An 18,686-nucleotide genomic window follows, 5' to 3' on the forward strand; every position below is an offset into this window, starting at 1 on the left:
TAGTGTGGAAAGCAGAGTGAATCGCCGTTCAGGTCCGGCTTTCGACCGTATCGATCGATCGGCAAAAAGCCCCATGTTTTCGAGGAGTTACCCATGTCCGATGCCATCAAGGTCGGCTTCGTCCCGCTCGCTTCCGCCGCCCGTGGCATTCTGGTCGTATTTTGTGACGATGCTCTGAAGGTTGGCCTGGCAACCGCCAAGGCGCTGGGCGGTGCCAGCGAACTTGTGAAGCGGGCGGCGGCGGCCGGCTCATTCAAGGGCAAAAGCGGCGCCGCGCTGGACATCCTCGCCCCCGAAGGCCTGAAGGCCGAACGGTTGATCGTGATCGGGACCGGGAAGACCTCGAGCCTCAAGGGCAACGACTTCCTCAAATTCGGCGGCATGGCCGCCAGCAAGCTCAAGGCTGGTTCCGCGTCCATGACCATCATGGCGGAACTGCCTGATGGCGCCATGAACACCGAGCAGGCGGTCGCGATCGCCTCTGGCCTGCGCCTACGCGCCTACAAGTTCGATCGCTACAAGACCAGGAAGAAGGACGGCGAAGAGGGCGCCTTGCGCGCCGACGTCTCGCTGGCGGTCGGCGATGCGACTGCTGCGAAGAAGGCCTTTGCCTCGGCCGGCGCGGTCGTCGACGGTGTCATCATCGCGCGCGATCTCGTCAACGAGCCGCCGAACGTGTTGTATCCCGAAGAGTTCGCGCGTCGCGCCGGCCAGCTGAGGAAGCTCGGCGTGAAAATCGAGGTGCTCGACGTCAAGTCGATGCAGAAGCTCGGCATGGGCGCGCTGCTCGGCGTCGGCCAGGGTTCGGCCCGACCGAGCCGCACCGTGATCATGCGCTGGGACGGCGGCAAGAAGGGCGAGGCACCGGTCGCCTTCGTCGGCAAGGGTGTCTGCTTCGACACCGGCGGCATCTCGATCAAGCCGGCCGGCAGCATGGAGGACATGAAGGGCGACATGGGCGGGGCGGCCTGCGTCGTCGGCCTGATGCATGCGCTCGCGGCTCGCAAAGCCAAGGTCAACGTGGTCGGCGCCATCGGCCTCGTCGAGAACATGCCCGACGGCAATGCGCAGCGCCCGGGCGACATCGTCACCTCGATGTCAGGCCAGACCATCGAGATCATCAACACCGACGCCGAAGGGCGCCTCGTGCTGGCCGACGTGCTCTGGTACGTCGCCAAGAAGAGCAAACCGAAATTCATGGTGGACCTGGCGACGCTGACCGGCGCGATCGTGGTCGCGCTCGGCACCGATCATGCCGGCATGTTCTCCAACAATGACGAGCTGGCCGAGCGCCTGCTCGCGGCCGGCATCGAGAGCGGTGAGAAGGTCTGGCGCCTGCCGCTCGGCCCCGAATACGACAAGCTGATCGATTCCCAGTTCGCCGACATGAAGAACACCGGCGGCCGCCACGGCGGCTCGATCACCGCCGCGCAGTTCCTGCAACGTTTCGTCGATGGTACGCCCTGGGCGCATCTCGACATTGCCGGCACCGCGATGGGCGCGCCGAAGACCGACATCAACCAGAGCTGGGGCTCGGGCTACGGCGTCCGGTTGCTTGATCGTCTGGTGGCCGATCATTACGAGCGCAAATGACAGAAGTTCTTTTCTATCATCTGCAAAACATGACGGTTGAGAACGTCTTGCCGCCGCTTCTCGAGAAATCGCTCGAGCGCGGCTGGCGGGTCGTGGTGCAGTCAACGTCACCCGAGCGCGCCGATGCGCTGGATGCGCATCTATGGACCTATCGCGACGATTCCTTCCTGCCGCACGCGACATGGCGGGTGAACGATGTTGCCGAGCAGCCGATCGTGCTGGCGATCGAGGCAGACAATCCGAATGGCGCCAATGTCCGTTTCCTGGTCGACAACGCCGCCTTGCCCGAGGATGCGGAAGCCTATGAGCGCATGGTGCTGCTGTTCAACGGCGACGATCCGGACGCGCTTGCGGCGGCGCGCAGCACTTGGACGGATTGCAAGACGCGCGGATTTGAGGTCACCTATTGGCAGGCCGACGAACGGGGAAGGTGGCAGCGGCGAAATTAGCGGCCGTTCCAGGTTAATGATAATTTGGGCTTTCAAGGGCAGATTGGTTTCGGCCACCTTCATGCCGCAAAGTGATGTTGGGACAATCGCTTAGGGCAGCTCCTTCACGCGGGGAATTTAGGTTATCGTGCGACATCAAAAGCTTCCAAAGTCGCTCCTGGTATTGGTCGCCGTCGCACCGCTGATGGCGGGCTGCGCGGGCGCATCCGACATGCTGACGTCCGCCAAAGACGCTGAATGGTTCAACAAGCCGAGCCGCCTGTTCATCAAGAACATCTCGATCGAATCGCCGCCGCTGACCCCCGACAAGCCTGTTGGCGCTGAGGATCTCGTCAGCGCCGACGGCGCTTGCCCCGGCATGGCGCCGCCGCCCGGTCCCGCCGACGCCAATGCGTCGACCACTGCACCGGCGCCAGTTGGCGGCACAGTCGCGCTCGGCCACACCGAATGCGACGTGGTGCGCGGCATCGGCGCGCCCTCGACCGTCAATCTCTCCAGCGATGCCGCTGGCCGTCGCGTCGCGGTGGTCACGTGGACGACGGGTCCGCGCGCAGGCATCTACACCTTCACCTCGGGGCGCCTCACCGCGATCGAAGGCACGCCGGAGCCGCCGGTCGTCGCCAGGCCGGTGAAGCCGAAGGCGAAGAAGAAGGCGGCGACCTGACAGGTCGCCGGGGCGGCTATGATCGCCCGTTCATTGCATCTTCGAACGACAGGGGGTGGCCGCTCCGTCCCCGGAACGTGATTGTTTCGGACCAAGTGGTTCCGATCTCGCTGAGCAGCTGGCGTGCGAGCGGTTTCCAATCCGCATCCCTCTTTTGCGAGTAAATGCTCAGCGTCATGCCTTCGTCCGCAAGAGGAGAACGCGAGTACGCGAGCCATGGCGCGTCGTAAACGTCGATGTTAACTCCGGCATCGTTGCACAGGTTCAGGCTGCGCCACATCAGGCGTCCTTCTTGCGTGTGTTCATCGCGCAGAAGCGACAGCTCATGCGCTTGACCAAAGTCAGCAAATTTTTGCTCGAGCTTTTGCCAGGCGTCGGCCGGCACTTTCAGATTTGCGAAGATTTCTGTTCGGGCCGACGTGAAGATGACGTGGCAGCTTCTATCCCTCACGACGATGGGGAGTATGAATATGCCGCAGGTCAGCGCAGCGGCGGCAGACACGATGCTCCACGATTTCGCATTGGACTCGGAGGGCCGCGTGGTTGCCCAAAAGGCGACGCCGCCGACAAGGCCCGACAACCCCGCGAGTCCCACGCTTCGGACGTAATCAGTCCAGCCAAACTCAGTCGGCAAGTCATTGCTGAATGTCGGCTTGCCGCCACTGATCATGGACAGCAATGCCAGGATGCCAAATGGCGTTGCGCCGACGAGGAAGCCTCCGAGCGCGCAGGCAACAATCCCGACGCGCGACCGTTTGCGGCGGACCAGCAGAAAGAGTGGAAGACCAAACAGCAGGGCGTGCGCAATTGCGGCCGTGAACATCATCATGGCCGCGTTCAGACCTTGCGTCACAAGAACGATGGTGATCGCGTCCTCGACCTGCAGAAAATGCGGGATGACTGCAAGCGTCGCCGCGAACGACGCGAAAACGGCGCCGGCAAGCAGGCGCATCACTTGCTGGACTCGCATCTCCAGGCGCTCATCCTTGGCGCCGACCGCCAGGATGCGAGGGGACAGTACCACCAATCATCAGGCGGCCTTGCGTCCCTTGATCGCGGTGGCCGATGCATGCACCGTGATCGCACCAGACGCGCTTGACGGCAGTCGCGACTGTAGTCGGCGCCTAAGCTCCGCGCTCTCCGCGTCCGAGAGCTTTCCCACGATGCCGCTCGGGCTGCTCACCACCATCGACAGCCAATAGTCGTCGAAATCGGCAAATGTCCGCTCGACGACCAGCTCGCGGGTCTCGACCTCGCGCAGACCGAGCTCCGCCCAGAGCGCCTTCAGCGCCTCAAAGCGAGAGATATCCGCACTCGGCGGGCGCGCCGCGGGTATGCCCAGGGCATCCAATTCTTCCCACAGCGGTTGCGTGGGCGTGCCGCCCCGCACAATGTCCCAGGTATACGACGCGACCGTGCCGCCGGGCCTGGTGACGCGGACCATTTCCGATGCACCCTTGCGCGGGTCGGGAACGAAGAACAGGACCAGCGCCATCACCGCGACGTCGAAGCGATTGGCGTCGTAGGGAAGGGCCATCGCATCGCCGATCGACAGCTCGACTGGCTTTGCCGTGAACTTTTGCCGCGCCGTCGCAATCTGTGCGTCGGAGGGATCGATCGCGCAAACCGACGAAGGAGCGGCCTTCGCAAGAAGAAGCTCGGTGAACGCACCGTTGCCGGCGCCTATATCCGCCCAGGCCAGTCCCGGACGCGTTGCCAGCCAGTCGAGGAACAGATTGCCGGCCGATCGGCTCCAAGGCGCCATGAAACGTTCGTAAGCCGCGCCGTCGGTGAATCTGATCGGTTCAGGTGACGACATCTGCGATCTCCCTCAAAATTGCCTATTCAAAAATGTTCCTTGGCCGAAAAGGTTACTGCCTGCTCCGTAGCACGGTGCGCGACCTGCCGCAGCAGATTCCGCAAAGGCATCTCTACCGAGCGTGTCGACATAGTTTCGCAATGCGAACCGAGCGCATCGCAACGTGCGCGCGCCATCACGTCCGCCGCGGTCCAAGATCGGCGCGCAGGAAATCTGGAGGAAATCTCCAGAAATAAACACGCCCGTCTCAAGCAGCCATTCAAGAATGTCGTGTTCGCGGCTGCTACGCCTCGAAGGAGGGGCTAGATCGATCGAAGGATAATTTGGATGTCTATTACCTCGGTTTTTTCCCCGGTTACGGGGCAACTCACCATCTTCGGCGACAGTGCGAATAACGGCCTCGTGATCGGTCGCGACAAGTCCGGTCGCATCCTGGTCAATAACGGTTCTGTGAAAACGGTCGGTGGCGATCCCACTGTTGCCAACACCAACGCGATCGAGATTTTCGGGCAAGGCGGCGACGATACGATCACCGTCGACGAAAGCCACGGACCGATGCCGGCGGTTCAGATTTTCGGAGGCGACGGCGACGACAGGATCACGGGCGGCTCGGGCAACGATCTTCTGTTCGGTCAGGCCGGCGACGATGTGATCAAGGGCGGCGGCGGCAACGATCTGCTGTTCGGCGGCGCGGGCAACGACACGCTCGACGGCGGCAGCGGCAATAACCAGCTTTTCGGCGAGGCCGGTAACGACCTCATGATCTGGAATCCCGGCGGCGGCAGCAACGTGTTCGAGGGCGGCGACGGCAACGACACCGCGCAGATCAACGGCAGCAATGCCTCGGAGACCTTCACCATCACGGCAAACGGGACGCGCGTGCGGTTCGACGAGACGAGCCCGGCGCCATTTTCGCTCGACATCGGCACGACGGAAAATCTCGTGTTGCACGCCGGCGGCGGCGACGATGTCATCACGGCCGGCAACGGTCTCGGCAGCCTGATCTCGCTCACGCTCGATGGCGGCGCCGGCAATGATACGATCACCGGCGGTGACGGCAGTGACCTCTTGATCGGCGGCTCCGGCAACGACATCGTCAGCGGCGGACGCGGCAACGACGTCGCCCAACTCGGCTCAGGCGATGACACCTTCATCTGGAATCCCGGCGACGGCAGCGACACGGTAGAGGGCGGATCCGGCAACGACAAGCTCGTGTTCAATGGCGCCAATATCAACGAAAACATCGACATCTCGGCCAATGGCGGCCGGGTACGCTTCACCCGCGATGTCGCCAACATCACAATGAACCTCAACAGCATCGAAGCGATCGAGTTCGATGCGCGCGGTGGCGCCGACAACGTCAACGTTGGCGACCTTACCGGGACCGGCGTTAAGCAGGTGCTGGTCGATCTCGGTGCCGTTCCCGGCGGCACGCAAGGCGACGGCGCGGCCGATACGGTGACCGTCAACGGGACCAACGGCAATCAACATATCCAGGTCACGGCCGTCGGCACTACGGTCACGGTCACCGGTTTGCCTGAAGTCGTGACCATCGCGAATGCGGAGGCCGCCAACGACCGGCTGGTTATCCAGGCGCTCGGCGGCAACGACGTCGTCGACGCATCCACGCTCGCAGCGGTGATCGGCCTCACCATCGACGGCGGCGCAGGCAACGACACCATCACCGGCAGTCAAGGTGCCGACCTCCTGATCGGCGGCGATGGCAACGACAAGGTCACCGGCGGCCGCGGCAATGACGTGGCGCTCCTCGGTGCGGGTGACGATCTCTTCACCTGGAATCCCGGTGACGGCAGCGATACCGTCGAGGGAGGGGCGGGAACGGATACGCTCGTGTTCAACGGCTCTAATGTAGCCGAGAACATGTCGATCTCGGCGAACGGAAGCCGTGCGCTTCTCGCCCGTGACGTCGGCGCTGTGACCATGGATCTCAACGGCGTCGAGCACGTGCAGATCGCCGCGGCCGGCGGTGCCGACAACATCACGGTCAACGACCTCTCCGGCACCGACGTCACGCAGGTCGCCATCGACCTCAGCGCCGGCCCGGGCAGCCAGAGCGGCGACGGTGCTGCGGACCGCGTGACGGTCAATGGCACCGCCGGCGATGACACCATCAAGGTTGTGACCTCAGGCGGATCGATCGTGGTCAACGGTCTGGCCGCCCAGGTGACGGTCGCGCACGCCGATGCCGGTGATGTGCTCGCCGTCAACGGCGGAGGTGGCAACGACGTCATCGATGCTTCCGCGATCAAGGCCGGCCAGCTCGCCAGCCTCAACATCAACGGCGGCGACGGCAACGACATCATTACCGGGAGCGCCGGCAATGACATTGTAAATGGCGGACGCGGCAACGATGTCGCCAATCTCGGCGCCGGCGACGATACCTTCGTCTGGAATCCCGGCGACGGCAGCGACACCGTCGAAGGCGGCAAGGGCACCGACACGCTGCTGTTCAACGGGGCCAACATCAACGAGAACATCGGCATCTCGGCCAATGGCGATCGGGTGCTATTCACCCGCGACGTCGCCAGCATCGCGATGGACCTGCACGGGGTCGAACACATCGACTTCAACGCGCTCGGCGGCGCCGACAACATCACCGTCAACGATCTCTCCGGCACCAGCGTCAACCAGGTCAATCTCGACCTCGGCGCTAACGACGGCGCCGCCGATACTGTGACCGTCAACGGAACCGCCGGCAGCGACGTCATCACGGTGACCGAGCACGACGGCATCATCACGGTGTCGGGCCTCGGCCAGGACATCAACATCACCGATGCGGGGGCCGGCGACCGGCTCGTCATCAACGGCCTCGACGGCGATGACGTCATCACAGCCTCAGGCCTGCAGGGTGGCATCCAGCTGGTTGCCAACGGCGGCAATGGCGACGACGTCCTGATCGGTGGCTCCGGCAACGATACGCTGCTGGGTGGGGCAGGGGACGATGTTCTGATCGGTGGCCCCGGCCAGGACGTCCTCGATGGCGGCACCGGCAACAACGTCCTCATCCAGGATGGCGCGGCGATGGCGGCCGCGATGCTGCTCAACCAGGCCATGGCGGGGAGCTTCGTTCCCGCAGGCGATGGCCATGGCGCAATGCCCCTGGCCGATCCGCACACGGCGCAGACCCAGACGCTCGCTCCGCCACAGCACGCCTGACGGCAAGGCCGGCCGGAATGAGCCCGTCCAGCGCGCCGATCCCTCCCCCCTTGTGGGGGAGGGCTAGGGAGAGGGGTAGCCCAGAAAAAGGTGCAGGTTGTTGATGACGCAGCAAGCGCGAAAGCGACGGAAAGAGTCCCCGTATGGCACCCCCCTCCCTGACCTCGAGAGCGAGCTTCGCTCGCCTCGGACCCCACAAGGGGGGAGGGAACGGAGAGAGTGCTGCCGTGGGCCAAACTCGATTCAATGTAGACCCGTCTCGCTCAAGCCGCTCCACTCCAGAGAACGCCCATGGCAGTGAATGCGGTGTCTACCGATACCGGTCTCGACGCTCTCCTGACCTTGCTTCATCTGCAAGGCGTGGCCGCCGACCGCGATCAGCTCAGGCACCGGCAAGGTGCGGCAAGCTTCGGCGCAGCGGACATCATCCGCTGCGCCAGATCTCTTGGACTGAAAGCCCGGACCTATCGCACGCGGTGGAGCCGGCTGGCGGACAGCCCGCTGCCGGCGATCGCGGTCCTGCGTGACGGCAGCTTCATGGTCATCGCCAAAGCCTCCGCCGACAAGGTGCTGGTGCAGTCGCCGCATGCGCAGCGGCCGGTATTGATGGAGCGCGACGAGCTGTCTGCCATCTGGGACGGCGGCTTGATCCTGATGACCCGGCGGGCCGGGTTATCCGACCTCGGACGGCGTTTCGACATCACCTGGTTCATCGCCGCGATCGGCAAATATAGAAGGCTGTTCGGCGAGGTGGTGGCGGCCTCGTTCTTCCTCCAGCTCTTCGCGCTGGTCTCGCCTTTGTTCTTTCAGGTCGTGATCGACAAGGTGCTGGTACATCGCTCGCTGTCTACGCTCGATGTGCTCGTCATCGGTCTCGTCGTCGTCTCGCTGTTCGACACCGCGCTCGGCATTCTGCGCAACTATCTGTTCTCGCATACGACCAACCGCATCGACGTCGAGCTGGGCGCACGCCTGTTCCATCATTTGCTGGCCCTGCCGATGGCCTGGTTTCAGGCGAGGCGCGTCGGCGATTCCGTGGCGCGGGTCCGCGAGCTCGAGAACATCAGAAATTTCATCACCTCGTCGTCGCTGACGCTGCTGATCGACCTGGTCTTCACCTCGGTGTTCCTGGCGGTGATGTTCGCCTATTCGCCCGTGATGACCTGCATCGTGCTGGCCTCATTCCCGTTCTACATCGCGATCTCGGCGGTGGCGACGCCGCTGTTTCGCCGCCGGCTGGAGGAGAAATTCCGCCGCGGTGCCGAGAACCAGGCGTTCCTGGTCGAAAGCGTCAGCGGCATCGAGACGCTGAAGGCAATGGCGGTCGAGCCGCAGATGCAGCGCCGCTGGGAGGAGCAGCTTGCAGGCTACGTCTCCGCGAGCTTTGGCGTCACCAGTCTCGGCAACACCGCAAGCCAGCTCGTGCAGCTCGTCAGCAAGGTCGTCACCGCGGCGATCCTCTATGCCGGAGCGCGGCTGGTGATCGGCGACGCCCTGACCGTCGGCGAACTTGTGGCCTTCAACATCTTCGCGGGGCGCGTCTCGGCGCCGGTGCTGCGGCTGGCGCAGGTGTGGCAGGATTTTCACCAGGCGCGGCTCTCGATCGCGCGTCTTGGCGACATCCTCAACAGCGCGGCGGAGCCAGCCTATTCCGCTGGCCGCGCCGGGCTGCCACCGCTCCGGGGCAACATCCGCTTCGAGCGCGTCGCGTTTCGCTACCGGCTCGAAGGGCCGGAAATCTTGCACGACGTCTCGTTCGAAATTCCGGCCGGCCAGACCGTCGGCATCGTCGGCTCCTCGGGCTCGGGCAAGAGCACCTTCGCAAAACTGGTGCAGCGGCTCTACGTGCCGCAGAGCGGGCGCGTGCTGATCGACGGCATGGATCTGGTGATGACTGATCCAGCCTGGTTGCGGCGGCAGATCGGTATCGTGCTCCAAGAGAACATGCTGTTCAACCGCTCGGTGCGCGACAACATTGCGCTGGCCGATCCGACCCTGCCGATGGACCGCATCATGGAGGCGGCAAGGCTTGCGGGCGCGCATGATTTCATTCTGGAGCTGCCCGAGGGCTACGACACTGTGGTCGGCGAGCGGGGCTCTACACTCTCGGGCGGGCAGCGCCAGCGCATCGCGATCGCCCGCGCGCTGGTGACCAATCCGCGCATCCTGATTTTCGACGAAGCGACCAGCGCGCTCGACTATGAGAGCGAGCGGATCATCCATGACAACATGAAGGAGATCGCGAAGGGGCGCACGGTCCTGATCATCGCGCATCGTCTCTCCACCGTCCGCGGCGCCGATCGCATCTTCACGCTGGAGCACGGCCGTCTGGTCGAGGACGGCACGCATGACGCGCTCATTAGGAACGGCGGCCGCTACGCCACCCTGCACCGGCTTCAGGGAGGGATTTATGAGGTCGGCTAGATCAGTGCCGGCCTCGAAGCCGGAACCGTCAGTCGTTCCCTTCAGGAGCGGGAAGAGCCGGCGAGCCGAGGAAACCGCCTTCCTGCCCGCAGCGCTGGAGATCACCGAGACCCCGCCGTCACCGCTCGGCCGAGGAATCGCGTTTACGTTGATGGCCCTGGTCTGCGTGGCGCTCGCATGGTCCGCCTGGGGCACGATCGACATCGTGGCGTCAGCGACCGGCAAGGTCGTGTCGAGCGGGCGAAGCAAGGTGGTGCAGCCGTTTGAGACGGGCGTTGTGCGCGCCATCCACGTGCAGGACGGGCAGGTAGTCAAATCGGGCGACGTGCTGATCGAGCTCGATCCGACCGTGAATGCAGCCGAGCGCGACCATCTGCACGACGATCTCATGGCCGAACGGCTCAACAGCGCGCGCCTCCGCGCCGCCTTGAGCGCCGGCGAAGATGGCGCCGCTGATCTCGTTCCGCCTGATGATGCCGATCCGTTGCTGGTCGCGACGCAGCGGCAGCTTCTCGCCAGCCAGGTCGGCGAGCACCGTGCCAAGCTCGCCTCGCTCGAGCGTCAGGAAGCGCAGAAGGAGGCCGAGCATCAGACCATCGCAGCGACGATCCACAAGCTGGATGCACTGCTCCCCGTGACCGAGCAGCGCGTCGATATCCGCAGGACGCTGATGGAGAAGGAGATCGGCTCGAAGCTGACCTATTACGAGACGCTTCAGCTCCAGATCGAGCAGCAGGAGGAGCTTGGTGTCCAGCGCAGCCGTTTGAAGGAAGCCGAGTCGGCCGTCGCCGCGATCCGGGAGACCCGCATCCAGGCGGTGGCCGAATATCGCAAAAGCCTGTCCGACGAGCTCGCCAAGAGCGAGCAGAAGGCAAATGGCCTCGCGCGCGACCTGATCAAGGCGCAGCAGCGGACCAACCTCCAGCAGCTGACATCACCGGTCGACGGCGTCGTCCAGCAGCTTGCGGTCCATACTGTCGGCGGCGTGGTCACGCCGGCGCAGTCGCTGCTCGTGATCGTGCCGTCAGACACGCACCTCGAGATCGAGGCGATGATCTCCAACCGCGACATCGGCTTCGTCGAGGCCGGGCAGGGCGCCGCGATCAAGATCGACACCTTCAACTTCACTCGCTACGGCCTGCTGCAAGGCCGCGTCGTCAGCGTCTCGCAGGACGCGATCATCCGCGACCGTCCGCCGGAGCGCGGCGACCGTGCGCCGGGCGCGCAACACGACAGCAGCGAGCCGAACGGGCAGGAACTCAGCTACAGCGCGACCATCGCGCTCGATCGCACACAGATGCAAGTGGACGACCGGCTCGTCAACCTGACCCCGGGTATGGCGGTGACCGCCGAGATCAGGACCGGCTCACGCACCATCCTGAGCTACCTGCTGTCGCCGCTCCAGCGCTACCGGCACGAAATCATGCGGGAACGCTAGCTTCGCCAAGCTATAGCTATTTCAATAGGTTGTGTCGCGGCTCGAGGGCGCTGCCGCAGCGGCCCGAGAGGCGGGTCTCGGCGAGTGCCGATGATTGCGATTGTGAGCATTGCGACAGCAATTGGTGATGTCTGTTCCCAATTGAGATGATTTATGCGTGGCGCCGGATGAAAGAGCCATCGGCGAAACCACATCAGCAAATCTCCCGCGATTTAGTCGTTTAGCTTTCGAGTGATGCTCAATTGCGGACCGATTGATCGGGGCGCTTGCGTTGCGCTGGATCAATTCGGGCTCTCAACACCTCCGTTATCGTCACGTGCTCGTACTGTGGAGGCTGGCATGCGCATGGCGTCCGAACATCATTCAATGTTCAAGAAGTCAATGAGCGGGAGCAGGGCTCGTCCCGTTACGGGCGCGGTTCATCCGGCCAGTCAGCGTCCGGCGCGCGGGTTCAAGCGGACGATCAGATCGGTGTTCCTTGCGTTGCTGGTCTCGCTTGCCGCCGCGGCGCCAGCGCTGGCGCAAGTGGTCGCCGACGGCAATGCCGCGCTTACCGGTTTCTCCGGCGTGACGCCGCCGGTGGTGGTGGCGCCTGGCGTCAATCCGCTCGACAAGACCTATATCGATCCCAACGGCGTATCGGTGCGCGTCGTCGATTTGCAGAGCATGGGCGGGCCGCCGCAGGCGCAAGTTGTGACTGCTCCGAAGCCGTTCGCGGCCACGGCCGCACAGGTCGGCCAGGTGTTCGGCATCACGCTCGACAATGCCAGCCCGCCAAACATCTATGTCGCGGCGACATCCGCCTACGGCCTGCCGATCGTGGTGCCTGACAAGGACGGCGATGGCTTGGCCGATCGTGTGCAGCAGGGCGCCGCGAATGCCAGCTTCATGAGCGGCCTGTTCGGTCCGTCGCCGGGCGGTCCCGGTTCGATCTGGCGCATCGACGGCACAAGCGGCGCGGTGCAGTTGTTTGCCAATGTCACGCTCAACGGCGCCGCCAATCCCGGTCCCGCGCTCGGCGGGCTCGCCTTCGATGGCGCTTCGCAGTCGATCTTCGTCGCCGATCGCGCGACCGGCATGATCCATCAATTCGGACTCGACGGTAGCGAGCGTGGCCGCTTTGATCATGGCGTGCAGGGCCGCCCGGCGGCCGGCGCGCAGCCGGTTCCGTACAATCCTGCGATGCGGCTTGATATTACTGCGCCCGCGTTCTCGACCGAAAATCCGGCGACCTGGCGCTACGCGCCGGCGGCGCGGCTGGTGTTCGGCCTCGCGGTGCATGACGGCCGTCTTTACTACGCGGTGACGGAAGGCCTGCAGGTGTGGTCGGTCTCGATCGCCGGTGGCAGCTTCGGCAAGGATCCGCGGATCGAGGTTACGGTGCCGCCGAGCCTGGCGCCGACCGAGATTTCCAAGATCCTGTTCGATGCGCGCGGCAACATGCTGCTCGCCGAGCGCGCCGCGCCGACCGGTGACTACGCCATGGTCGCGCTTGCCCAGGAGGGCGTTTCGCGCGTGCTGCGTTACACGCCGGTCTCAACCGGCAATCCGTCGGGACCGCGCTGGCAGGCCCAGCCCGATCAGTACGCGATCGGTTTCCCGGCGCAGATGACCAACGGCAATGGCGGCATCGCGATCGGATATCGATACGCGGCCGATGGTGCCATCGACCGCACGAGTTGCGGCGGCTTCCTGTGGTCGACCGGCGAGCGCTTGCGTGTCGCCAACGACACCGCGACCACGCTGAGGCTTTCACTCGGCGGCCCCGCCAATGTCAACGGCATGCAGGGCAATGGCGTCGAAATGGTTGCACCCGCCAACGTGCCGCCGTGGTCGAGCTATTTCATCGATAAGGACGATCGCTTCGACGATCCGGCCGCGCGCGGCCAGATCGGCGACATCGCGATTCCGCTTGGCTGCGCGCGCGTGACGCTGCGCCTGCCGCCGATCCTGCGCCCCTGGTATCCCGGCTTTGGTTTCGGCATCGGACTGCCGCTGCCGCCGGCCGGACCGTTCTGCCCGTGGCCAGGATCGCATGGCTGCACCTGCCTGCCGGGTCAGCCCTGCATCTGCCCGCCTGGCAGCAGCCAGCAGCCCGGCTTGCAATGCTGCCCCAGCTTCCAAACACCGGGGCCCGGCGGCCAGTGCACGTCGTTGTGTGCGAACGGCGCTAACGATGCGGCTTCGAGCGCGATGTGCTTCTTCGGCGCCATGCCGCCGCCGGATCCGAACAATATCGATTACACCGACATCACCTGTTTCGACGGCACGCAAATCAATGCACAGACCGGCGGTCTTTGTCCCAAGCCACCCGGTGCGGTGTGTATGGCCGGCTTCACGCTGGTCCCCGCCAAGCACGACGGCGGCGACATGTGGACGGACTACACCTGCGAGTCGACTCCACAGGAGAACATGTGTGCGCAGCCTGGACCGAATGGTCATCTCCAACAGATCGGGCTCGACGGCCAGTGTCACGAGCTGTGCTCGGGCGATTCGCTGGCATTCCCGACCACACAATGTTGCCCGGCCGGCATGGTGCCGAACGCGTTCGGTGTCTGCGGCCCGCAGCAGGGAGGCTGCCCGCCGCAGCAGCTGACCTCGACGGGCAAGTGCTGCCCGCAAGGTCAGAAACCGTTGCCCAACGGCGAGTGCGTCATAACGCTGAACTTCTGTCCGCCGCAGCAATTGACCTCGACCGGCCAGTGCTGCCCGCAGGGCCAGACGCCGCAGCCGGACGGCAGCTGCGAGCAGCAGCAATGTCCGCCGCAGCAGCTGACCATTTCGGGCCAATGCTGCCCGCAGGGCCAATTCCCGCAAGCCAACGGCAGCTGCGGCGGCCAGCAGCAGGTCTGCCCGGTCGGCCAGCTGACCTCAACGGGCGTGTGCTGTCCGGCGGGAGAGACGCCGCAAGCTGACGGGAGCTGCGGCCAGCACGCCTGGTTGCCGTCCTGTCCGCAGCAGCAGATCAGCAACACCGGCATCTGCTGTCCGTCGGGCACCACGCCGCAGGCCGATGGGAGCTGTCAGGGCTGTCCGGCCGGCACGGTCGCCAGCCCGCTGACAGGTGCCTGCATGCAGCAGCAGCCCTGTCCAAGCAATACCGTGCAGAAGGCGAACGGGCAGTGCTGTCCGTCGTCGCCGGGTATCGTCGCCGCTGGAGCCGCGCCGGCCTGCTTCTGCCCGACCGGACAGACCTTCGACGGCCAGAAGTGTGTCGGCGGCAGCCAGGCTGCAACCGGCTGCTTCCCCGGCTACACGCAACTGCCTGGCGGCGGCTGCTGTCTCGCGAGCCAGGCGACGCTTGACGGCGTCTGCTGTCCGCCGGGCCAGCATCCCGACGCCAACCGTCGCGCCTGCGTCGGGACTGCACCCTTGCCGCACGTCGCGCCGCCCATCATCAGGGCACCGCCGGTCGTGGTGCCTCCGCCCAAGGGCGTCATCGTGCCGCCTCCGCACGTCGGCATCACTCCGCCGCCGCGTATTAGGGTGACCCCGCCACCGCCGAATATCGGCGTGAAGCCGCCGCCGCGCATCATCGTGACGCCCCCGCCGCATATCGGGGTCACCCCGCCGCCCCGGGGCGGCACCTTCGCCCCCCGCAAGGAGCCGGAGAAGGTTCGCTGAGCAGAATCAGCATTAAGCAAGCAAAGAGGGCCGGTTGGCCCTCTTTGCACGATCAGAGTTTGCCGCGAGGTGCAGGCCTCGTCTGGCAAATCCCTCGGCTACTGTGCATGGGGTTGTTTTCAGATTTTAACGGGACGCCTAATCGGCCGGTCGCCAAAGCTAGCTGGCCGCCTCGTCGAACTGTGCGCTCGCCTCCAGCCACTGCTCCTCCGCCCGCGCCAGCGCGTCGGCGGCGTTGGCGCGCGCCTTCGACAGTTGCGCGGCCTGCTTGGGGTCGCGCGTGAAAATATCGGGAAGGGCGAGCGCGGTGTCGATCTTGGAGATGATCTCGGTGACGCGGGCGATCTCGCTCTCGGCTTCGGCGATGCGTTTCTTCAGCGAGCCGCGATTGTCTGATTTCACACGCTGAGGCTTTTCGATTTGAGCGCTGCGCTCGCGCTGAGCGGGTTCCGCATTGCGCGCGGACAGCACCAGGCGCCGATACTCGTCGAGGTCGCCGTCGTAATTGGTCACGGTGCGGTCGGCGACGATCCAGAGCTGGTCGGCGCAGGCCTCGATCAGATAGCGGTCGTGCGAGACCATGATGATCGCGCCGGGAAACTCGTTGATGGCCTCGGCCAGCGCGGCGCGGCTGTCGATGTCGAGATGGTTGGTCGGCTCGTCCAGGATGATCATGTTGGGGCCGAAGAAGGTGGCAAGCCCCAGCAGCAACCGCGCTTTCTCGCCGCCCGAGAGCTTTCCCGCCTTGGTGTCGGCGGCCTTGCCGGAAAAGCCGATCGCGCCGGCGCGTGCGCGGACCTTGGCTTCGGGTGCATCGCTCCCCATCAGCTTGCGGACGTGGTCGTAGGTCGAGGCGTCCTCGTTCAGCTCGTCGAGCTGGTGCTGCGCGAAATAGGCGATCGACAGCTTGTCGGCGCGCGTCACCTTGCCGGAGAAGGGCGCAAGACGCGCGGCGAGCAGCTTGACCAGCGTCGACTTGCCGTTGCCGTTGGCACCTAACAGCGCGATGCGATCGTCATTGTCGATGCGCAGCGTGACGCGATTCAGCACCGGCGTTGCCGGATCGTAGCCGACGGACACGTTGTCGACGGCGATGATTGGCGGCGATAGCAATTTCTCAGGTGCCGGAAAGGTGATCTCGCGGACGTCCTCGGTCACCAGCGCCGTGATCGGCTTGAGCCGCTCCAGCATTTTCACGCGAGACTGTGCCTGGCGCGCCTTGGACGCCTTGGCCTTGAAACGGTCGACGAAGGCCTGCAGGCGGGCGCGTTCGGCCTCCTGCCGCTTGACGGCCTTGGCATCGAGCAGCTCGCGTGCGGCGCGCTGCTCCTCGAAGGAGGAGTAGCCGCCCTTGTAGAGCGTGAGCTTGCCGCGCTCCAGATGTAGGATCTGGTCGACCGAGCTTTCAAGCAGGTCGCGGTCGTGGCTGATCACGATCACCGTGCGCGGGTAGTGCGCGAGATGATCTTCCAGCCACAGCGTGCCTTCGAGATCGAGATAGTTGGTGGGCTCGTCGAGCAGTAGAAGGTCGGGGGCCGCGAACAACGTCGCGGCGAGCGCGACGCGCATACGCCAGCCGCCGGAAAATTCGGCGCAGGGACGCAACTGGTCCGCGGCGGAAAAGCCGAGGCCCGAGAGAATTGCGGCGGCGCGGCTCGGCGCTGAATGGGCGTCGATGTCGACGAGGCGCGTCTGGATCTCGGCGATCCGGTGCGGATCGGTGGCGGTCTCGGCCTCAGTGAGCAGCGCTTCGCGTTCGAGGTCGGCCTTGAGCACGACCGAGATCAGGCTTTCGGGCCCGTTCGGGGCTTCCTGCGCCAGACTGCCGATACGCCAGCGGGGCGGCAGGGTCACCGAGCCGTGCTCGGCCGAAAGCTCGCCGCGGATCACCTTGAATAGCGTCGATTTGCCGGTGCCGTTGCGCCCGACCATGCCGACGCGTGCGCCCGGCGTGATCTGCACAGAGCTGTCGTCGATCAGAAGGCGTCCGGCGAGACGGACGGAGAGGTCGGTGATGGTGAGCATGCGGCCTTGTCACCGCAGGCGGGATCAAACGCAACCCGATTTTTTGTCAGTGCGGATCGAGGTCACGCTTCCTCAGCTCGTTCAAGAGCTGCTCGAGATGCGTCGGGAGCCGGGGTTCGGGGCGCATGCTCTGCTGAAGCCGCTCGCCCACGGCATCGCAGATGGAGCGGCTGGTGCGCCGGTCGATCTGTTCGCTGTCATCGGCAAAAAGGCCAGCCATCTCAGGGTTCCCAGTGTTCAAAGTAACGACACGGTACCAAGTCATTGGCCCCCAAAATGGTTTCGCCAAGCGTTGGGGATGGCTGGGATTCTAGTAAAAATTGTATGAATTCGCTGTATCTGCCCAAAGATAAGGCCCCGGTGGGGGGGATCACCGGGGCCTCTCTTGGAAGGTACTGCGGGGGGAACAGTACCTCGGGTTGTCAGGGAATGAGTTGTTCGGGCTCAGTAGCACCGGTTGATCAGCCGCCAGCGGGGTCCCCAGGGGGTCGGGACCAGCCGGCGCACATAGCAGCCGCCGTAACCGTAGGAGACGGGCGCAGCGTAGACGCGCGGTCCGCCCCAGCCCCAGCCACCGCCGTGATACCAGCCGCCGCCATGCCAGCCCCAGCCGCCATGCCAGTGAGCGGAGGCGGAGGTGGGGGCGAGTGCGGCCCCCAGGGCGACCGCGGCGACTGCAGCGAGCGAAAGTTTCCTCAACATCGTGATCTCCTCAAAACTGCCGGCGCGGGGCAATCGCGTCGATGGAAAGGCCGCCGAAACGGTCCGCCTCGTCAGAAGGCTTCGGTTTCGATGGAGCTGACGATACGCCAGCGAGGCTGAACCAAACCCTGACAGGGCCTTCAGATTGGGTTCATCTGGGTGAAATCGTTGTAATCCATGTTGGAATCCGGCCGGGATTTCAGGTCTTCGCCCGCGGCGAAGCGCCCTTCGGGGCGTTCCGGCACTCGCTTGCCGGATCGCAAAGGCGCCGATATAAGCCCCGCAACTCCGAACGACCCTTTTTCTCTTCAAGGACAAGATCATGGCCATCGAACGCACTTTCTCGATCATCAAGCCCGACGCCACCGCGCGTAACCTGACCGGCGCCGTGAACGCCGTGATCGAGAAGGCGGGCCTGCGCATCGTTGCACAGAAGCGCATCCGCATGACCAAGGAACAGGCCGAAACCTTCTACGCCGTCCACAAGGCCCGTCCGTTCTTCGGCGAACTGGTCGAGTTCATGACCTCGGGCCCGGTCGTGGTTCAGGTGCTGGAAGCCGAGAACGCCATCGCCAAGTACCGAGACGCCATGGGCGCGACCGATCCGTCGAAGGCGGCCGAGGGCACCATCCGCAAGCTCTACGCCAAGTCGATCGGCGAGAACTCGGCTCACGGCTCGGATGCTCCGGAGACCGCTGCGATCGAGATCGCGCAGTTTTTCTCGGGCAACGAGATCGTCGGCTAACCAGCCGATCGGTTAAGTCGACAGGG

Annotated in this window: 13 protein-coding genes; 8 read left to right on the forward strand and 5 right to left on the reverse strand. The window is 64.7% G+C overall.

Annotated features, from left to right (window positions below; translation table 11 throughout):
- The first annotated feature begins 93 nt into the window (after positions 1–93).
- The 3 genes from XI06_RS11755 (at position 94) to XI06_RS11765 (ending at position 2,706) form a co-directional block, all read left to right on the forward strand.
- Positions 94–1,593, forward strand: a complete 1,500-nt coding sequence (locus XI06_RS11755; protein WP_271605357.1) for a leucyl aminopeptidase — start codon at positions 94–96, stop codon at positions 1,591–1,593.
- Positions 1,590–2,042 carry a DNA polymerase III subunit chi gene (locus XI06_RS11760; protein ID WP_237858308.1) on the forward strand — a complete coding sequence of 151 codons (453 nt, stop codon included), beginning with the start codon at positions 1,590–1,592 and terminating at the stop codon, positions 2,040–2,042. The genes XI06_RS11755 and XI06_RS11760 overlap by 4 nt, the downstream gene beginning before the upstream one ends.
- Positions 2,043–2,205: 163 nt before the next feature.
- Positions 2,206–2,706: a hypothetical protein gene (locus XI06_RS11765; protein WP_237859393.1), complete on the forward strand. Its 501-nt coding sequence runs from the start codon at positions 2,206–2,208 to the stop codon at positions 2,704–2,706.
- A 16-nt stretch (positions 2,707–2,722) separates the two neighbouring features.
- On the opposite strand, the gene XI06_RS11770 is transcribed toward XI06_RS11765, so the two are convergent.
- Both XI06_RS11770 and XI06_RS11775 read right to left on the reverse strand, forming a co-directional pair.
- Positions 2,723–3,733: a hypothetical protein gene (locus XI06_RS11770; protein ID WP_271605358.1), complete on the reverse strand. Its 1,011-nt coding sequence runs from the start codon at positions 3,731–3,733 to the stop codon at positions 2,723–2,725.
- Positions 3,734–3,736: 3 nt separating this feature from the next.
- A complete protein-coding gene (locus XI06_RS11775) occupies positions 3,737–4,525 on the reverse strand; it encodes a class I SAM-dependent methyltransferase (RefSeq protein ID WP_271605359.1) in 789 nt (262 codons plus the stop codon).
- 327 nt (positions 4,526–4,852) lie between these two features.
- On the opposite strand from XI06_RS11775, the gene XI06_RS11780 reads away from it, so the two are divergent.
- The 4 genes from XI06_RS11780 to XI06_RS11795 all read left to right on the forward strand — a co-directional run bounded on the left by XI06_RS11780 (position 4,853) and on the right by XI06_RS11795 (position 15,188).
- A complete protein-coding gene (locus XI06_RS11780) occupies positions 4,853–7,702 on the forward strand; it encodes a beta strand repeat-containing protein (RefSeq protein WP_271605360.1) in 2,850 nt (949 codons plus the stop codon).
- Between the two features lie 291 nt (positions 7,703–7,993).
- On the forward strand, positions 7,994–10,126 hold the full coding sequence (locus tag XI06_RS11785; protein ID WP_237891259.1) for a type I secretion system permease/ATPase: 2,133 nt from the start codon (positions 7,994–7,996) through the stop codon (positions 10,124–10,126).
- Positions 10,113–11,564 (forward strand): HlyD family type I secretion periplasmic adaptor subunit, encoded by a 1,452-nt coding sequence (locus XI06_RS11790; protein ID WP_271605361.1) that lies wholly within the window; start codon positions 10,113–10,115, stop codon positions 11,562–11,564. Before XI06_RS11785 ends, XI06_RS11790 begins: the two co-directional genes overlap by 14 nt.
- A 471-nt stretch (positions 11,565–12,035) precedes the next feature.
- On the forward strand, positions 12,036–15,188 hold the full coding sequence (locus tag XI06_RS11795; RefSeq protein WP_271605362.1) for a hypothetical protein: 3,153 nt from the start codon (positions 12,036–12,038) through the stop codon (positions 15,186–15,188).
- Between the two features lie 159 nt (positions 15,189–15,347).
- On the opposite strand, the gene XI06_RS11800 is transcribed toward XI06_RS11795, so the two are convergent.
- The 3 genes from XI06_RS11800 to XI06_RS11810 all read right to left on the reverse strand — a co-directional run bounded on the left by XI06_RS11800 (position 15,348) and on the right by XI06_RS11810 (position 17,915).
- Positions 15,348–17,213: an ABC-F family ATP-binding cassette domain-containing protein gene (locus XI06_RS11800; protein WP_237858294.1), complete on the reverse strand. Its 1,866-nt coding sequence runs from the start codon at positions 17,211–17,213 to the stop codon at positions 15,348–15,350.
- Between the two features lie 46 nt (positions 17,214–17,259).
- Positions 17,260–17,433: a hypothetical protein gene (locus tag XI06_RS11805; protein ID WP_237858292.1), complete on the reverse strand. Its 174-nt coding sequence runs from the start codon at positions 17,431–17,433 to the stop codon at positions 17,260–17,262.
- Between the two features lie 224 nt (positions 17,434–17,657).
- The gene (locus XI06_RS11810; protein WP_237858290.1) at positions 17,658–17,915 is read right to left on the reverse strand and encodes a sulfur globule protein precursor; all 258 of its coding nucleotides are present in this window, start codon (positions 17,913–17,915) and stop codon (positions 17,658–17,660) included.
- Between the two features lie 322 nt (positions 17,916–18,237).
- Here XI06_RS11810 and ndk point away from each other — a divergent pair, with 322 nt between their 5' ends.
- Positions 18,238–18,660, forward strand: coding sequence for a nucleoside-diphosphate kinase (gene ndk, locus XI06_RS11815; RefSeq protein ID WP_018645406.1), 423 nt, complete (start codon positions 18,238–18,240; stop codon positions 18,658–18,660).
- The last annotated feature ends 26 nt before the right edge of the window (positions 18,661–18,686 follow it).

The sequence above is a fragment of the Bradyrhizobium sp. CCBAU 11434 genome, assembly GCF_028128895.1.
GTDB lineage: Bacteria > Pseudomonadota > Alphaproteobacteria > Rhizobiales > Xanthobacteraceae > Bradyrhizobium > Bradyrhizobium zhengyangense.

What these genes read in the sequence shown, in the direction of transcription:
- XI06_RS11755 (WP_271605357.1), top strand. Translation starts at nt 94, where the DNA reads ATGTCCGATGCCATCAAGGTCGGCTTCGTCCCGCTCGCTTCCGCCGCC.
- XI06_RS11760 (WP_237858308.1), top strand. Translation starts at nt 1,590, where the DNA reads ATGACAGAAGTTCTTTTCTATCATCTGCAAAACATGACGGTTGAGAAC.
- XI06_RS11775 (WP_271605359.1), bottom strand. Translation starts at nt 4,525, where the DNA reads ATGTCGTCACCTGAACCGATCAGATTCACCGACGGCGCGGCTTACGAA.
- XI06_RS11780 (WP_271605360.1), top strand. Translation starts at nt 4,853, where the DNA reads ATGTCTATTACCTCGGTTTTTTCCCCGGTTACGGGGCAACTCACCATC.
- XI06_RS11785 (WP_237891259.1), top strand. Translation starts at nt 7,994, where the DNA reads ATGGCAGTGAATGCGGTGTCTACCGATACCGGTCTCGACGCTCTCCTG.
- XI06_RS11790 (WP_271605361.1), top strand. Translation starts at nt 10,113, where the DNA reads ATGAGGTCGGCTAGATCAGTGCCGGCCTCGAAGCCGGAACCGTCAGTC.
- XI06_RS11800 (WP_237858294.1), bottom strand. Translation starts at nt 17,213, where the DNA reads ATGCTCACCATCACCGACCTCTCCGTCCGTCTCGCCGGACGCCTTCTG.
- XI06_RS11805 (WP_237858292.1), bottom strand. Translation starts at nt 17,433, where the DNA reads ATGGCTGGCCTTTTTGCCGATGACAGCGAACAGATCGACCGGCGCACC.
- XI06_RS11810 (WP_237858290.1), bottom strand. Translation starts at nt 17,915, where the DNA reads ATGTTGAGGAAACTTTCGCTCGCTGCAGTCGCCGCGGTCGCCCTGGGG.
- ndk (WP_018645406.1), top strand. Translation starts at nt 18,238, where the DNA reads ATGGCCATCGAACGCACTTTCTCGATCATCAAGCCCGACGCCACCGCG.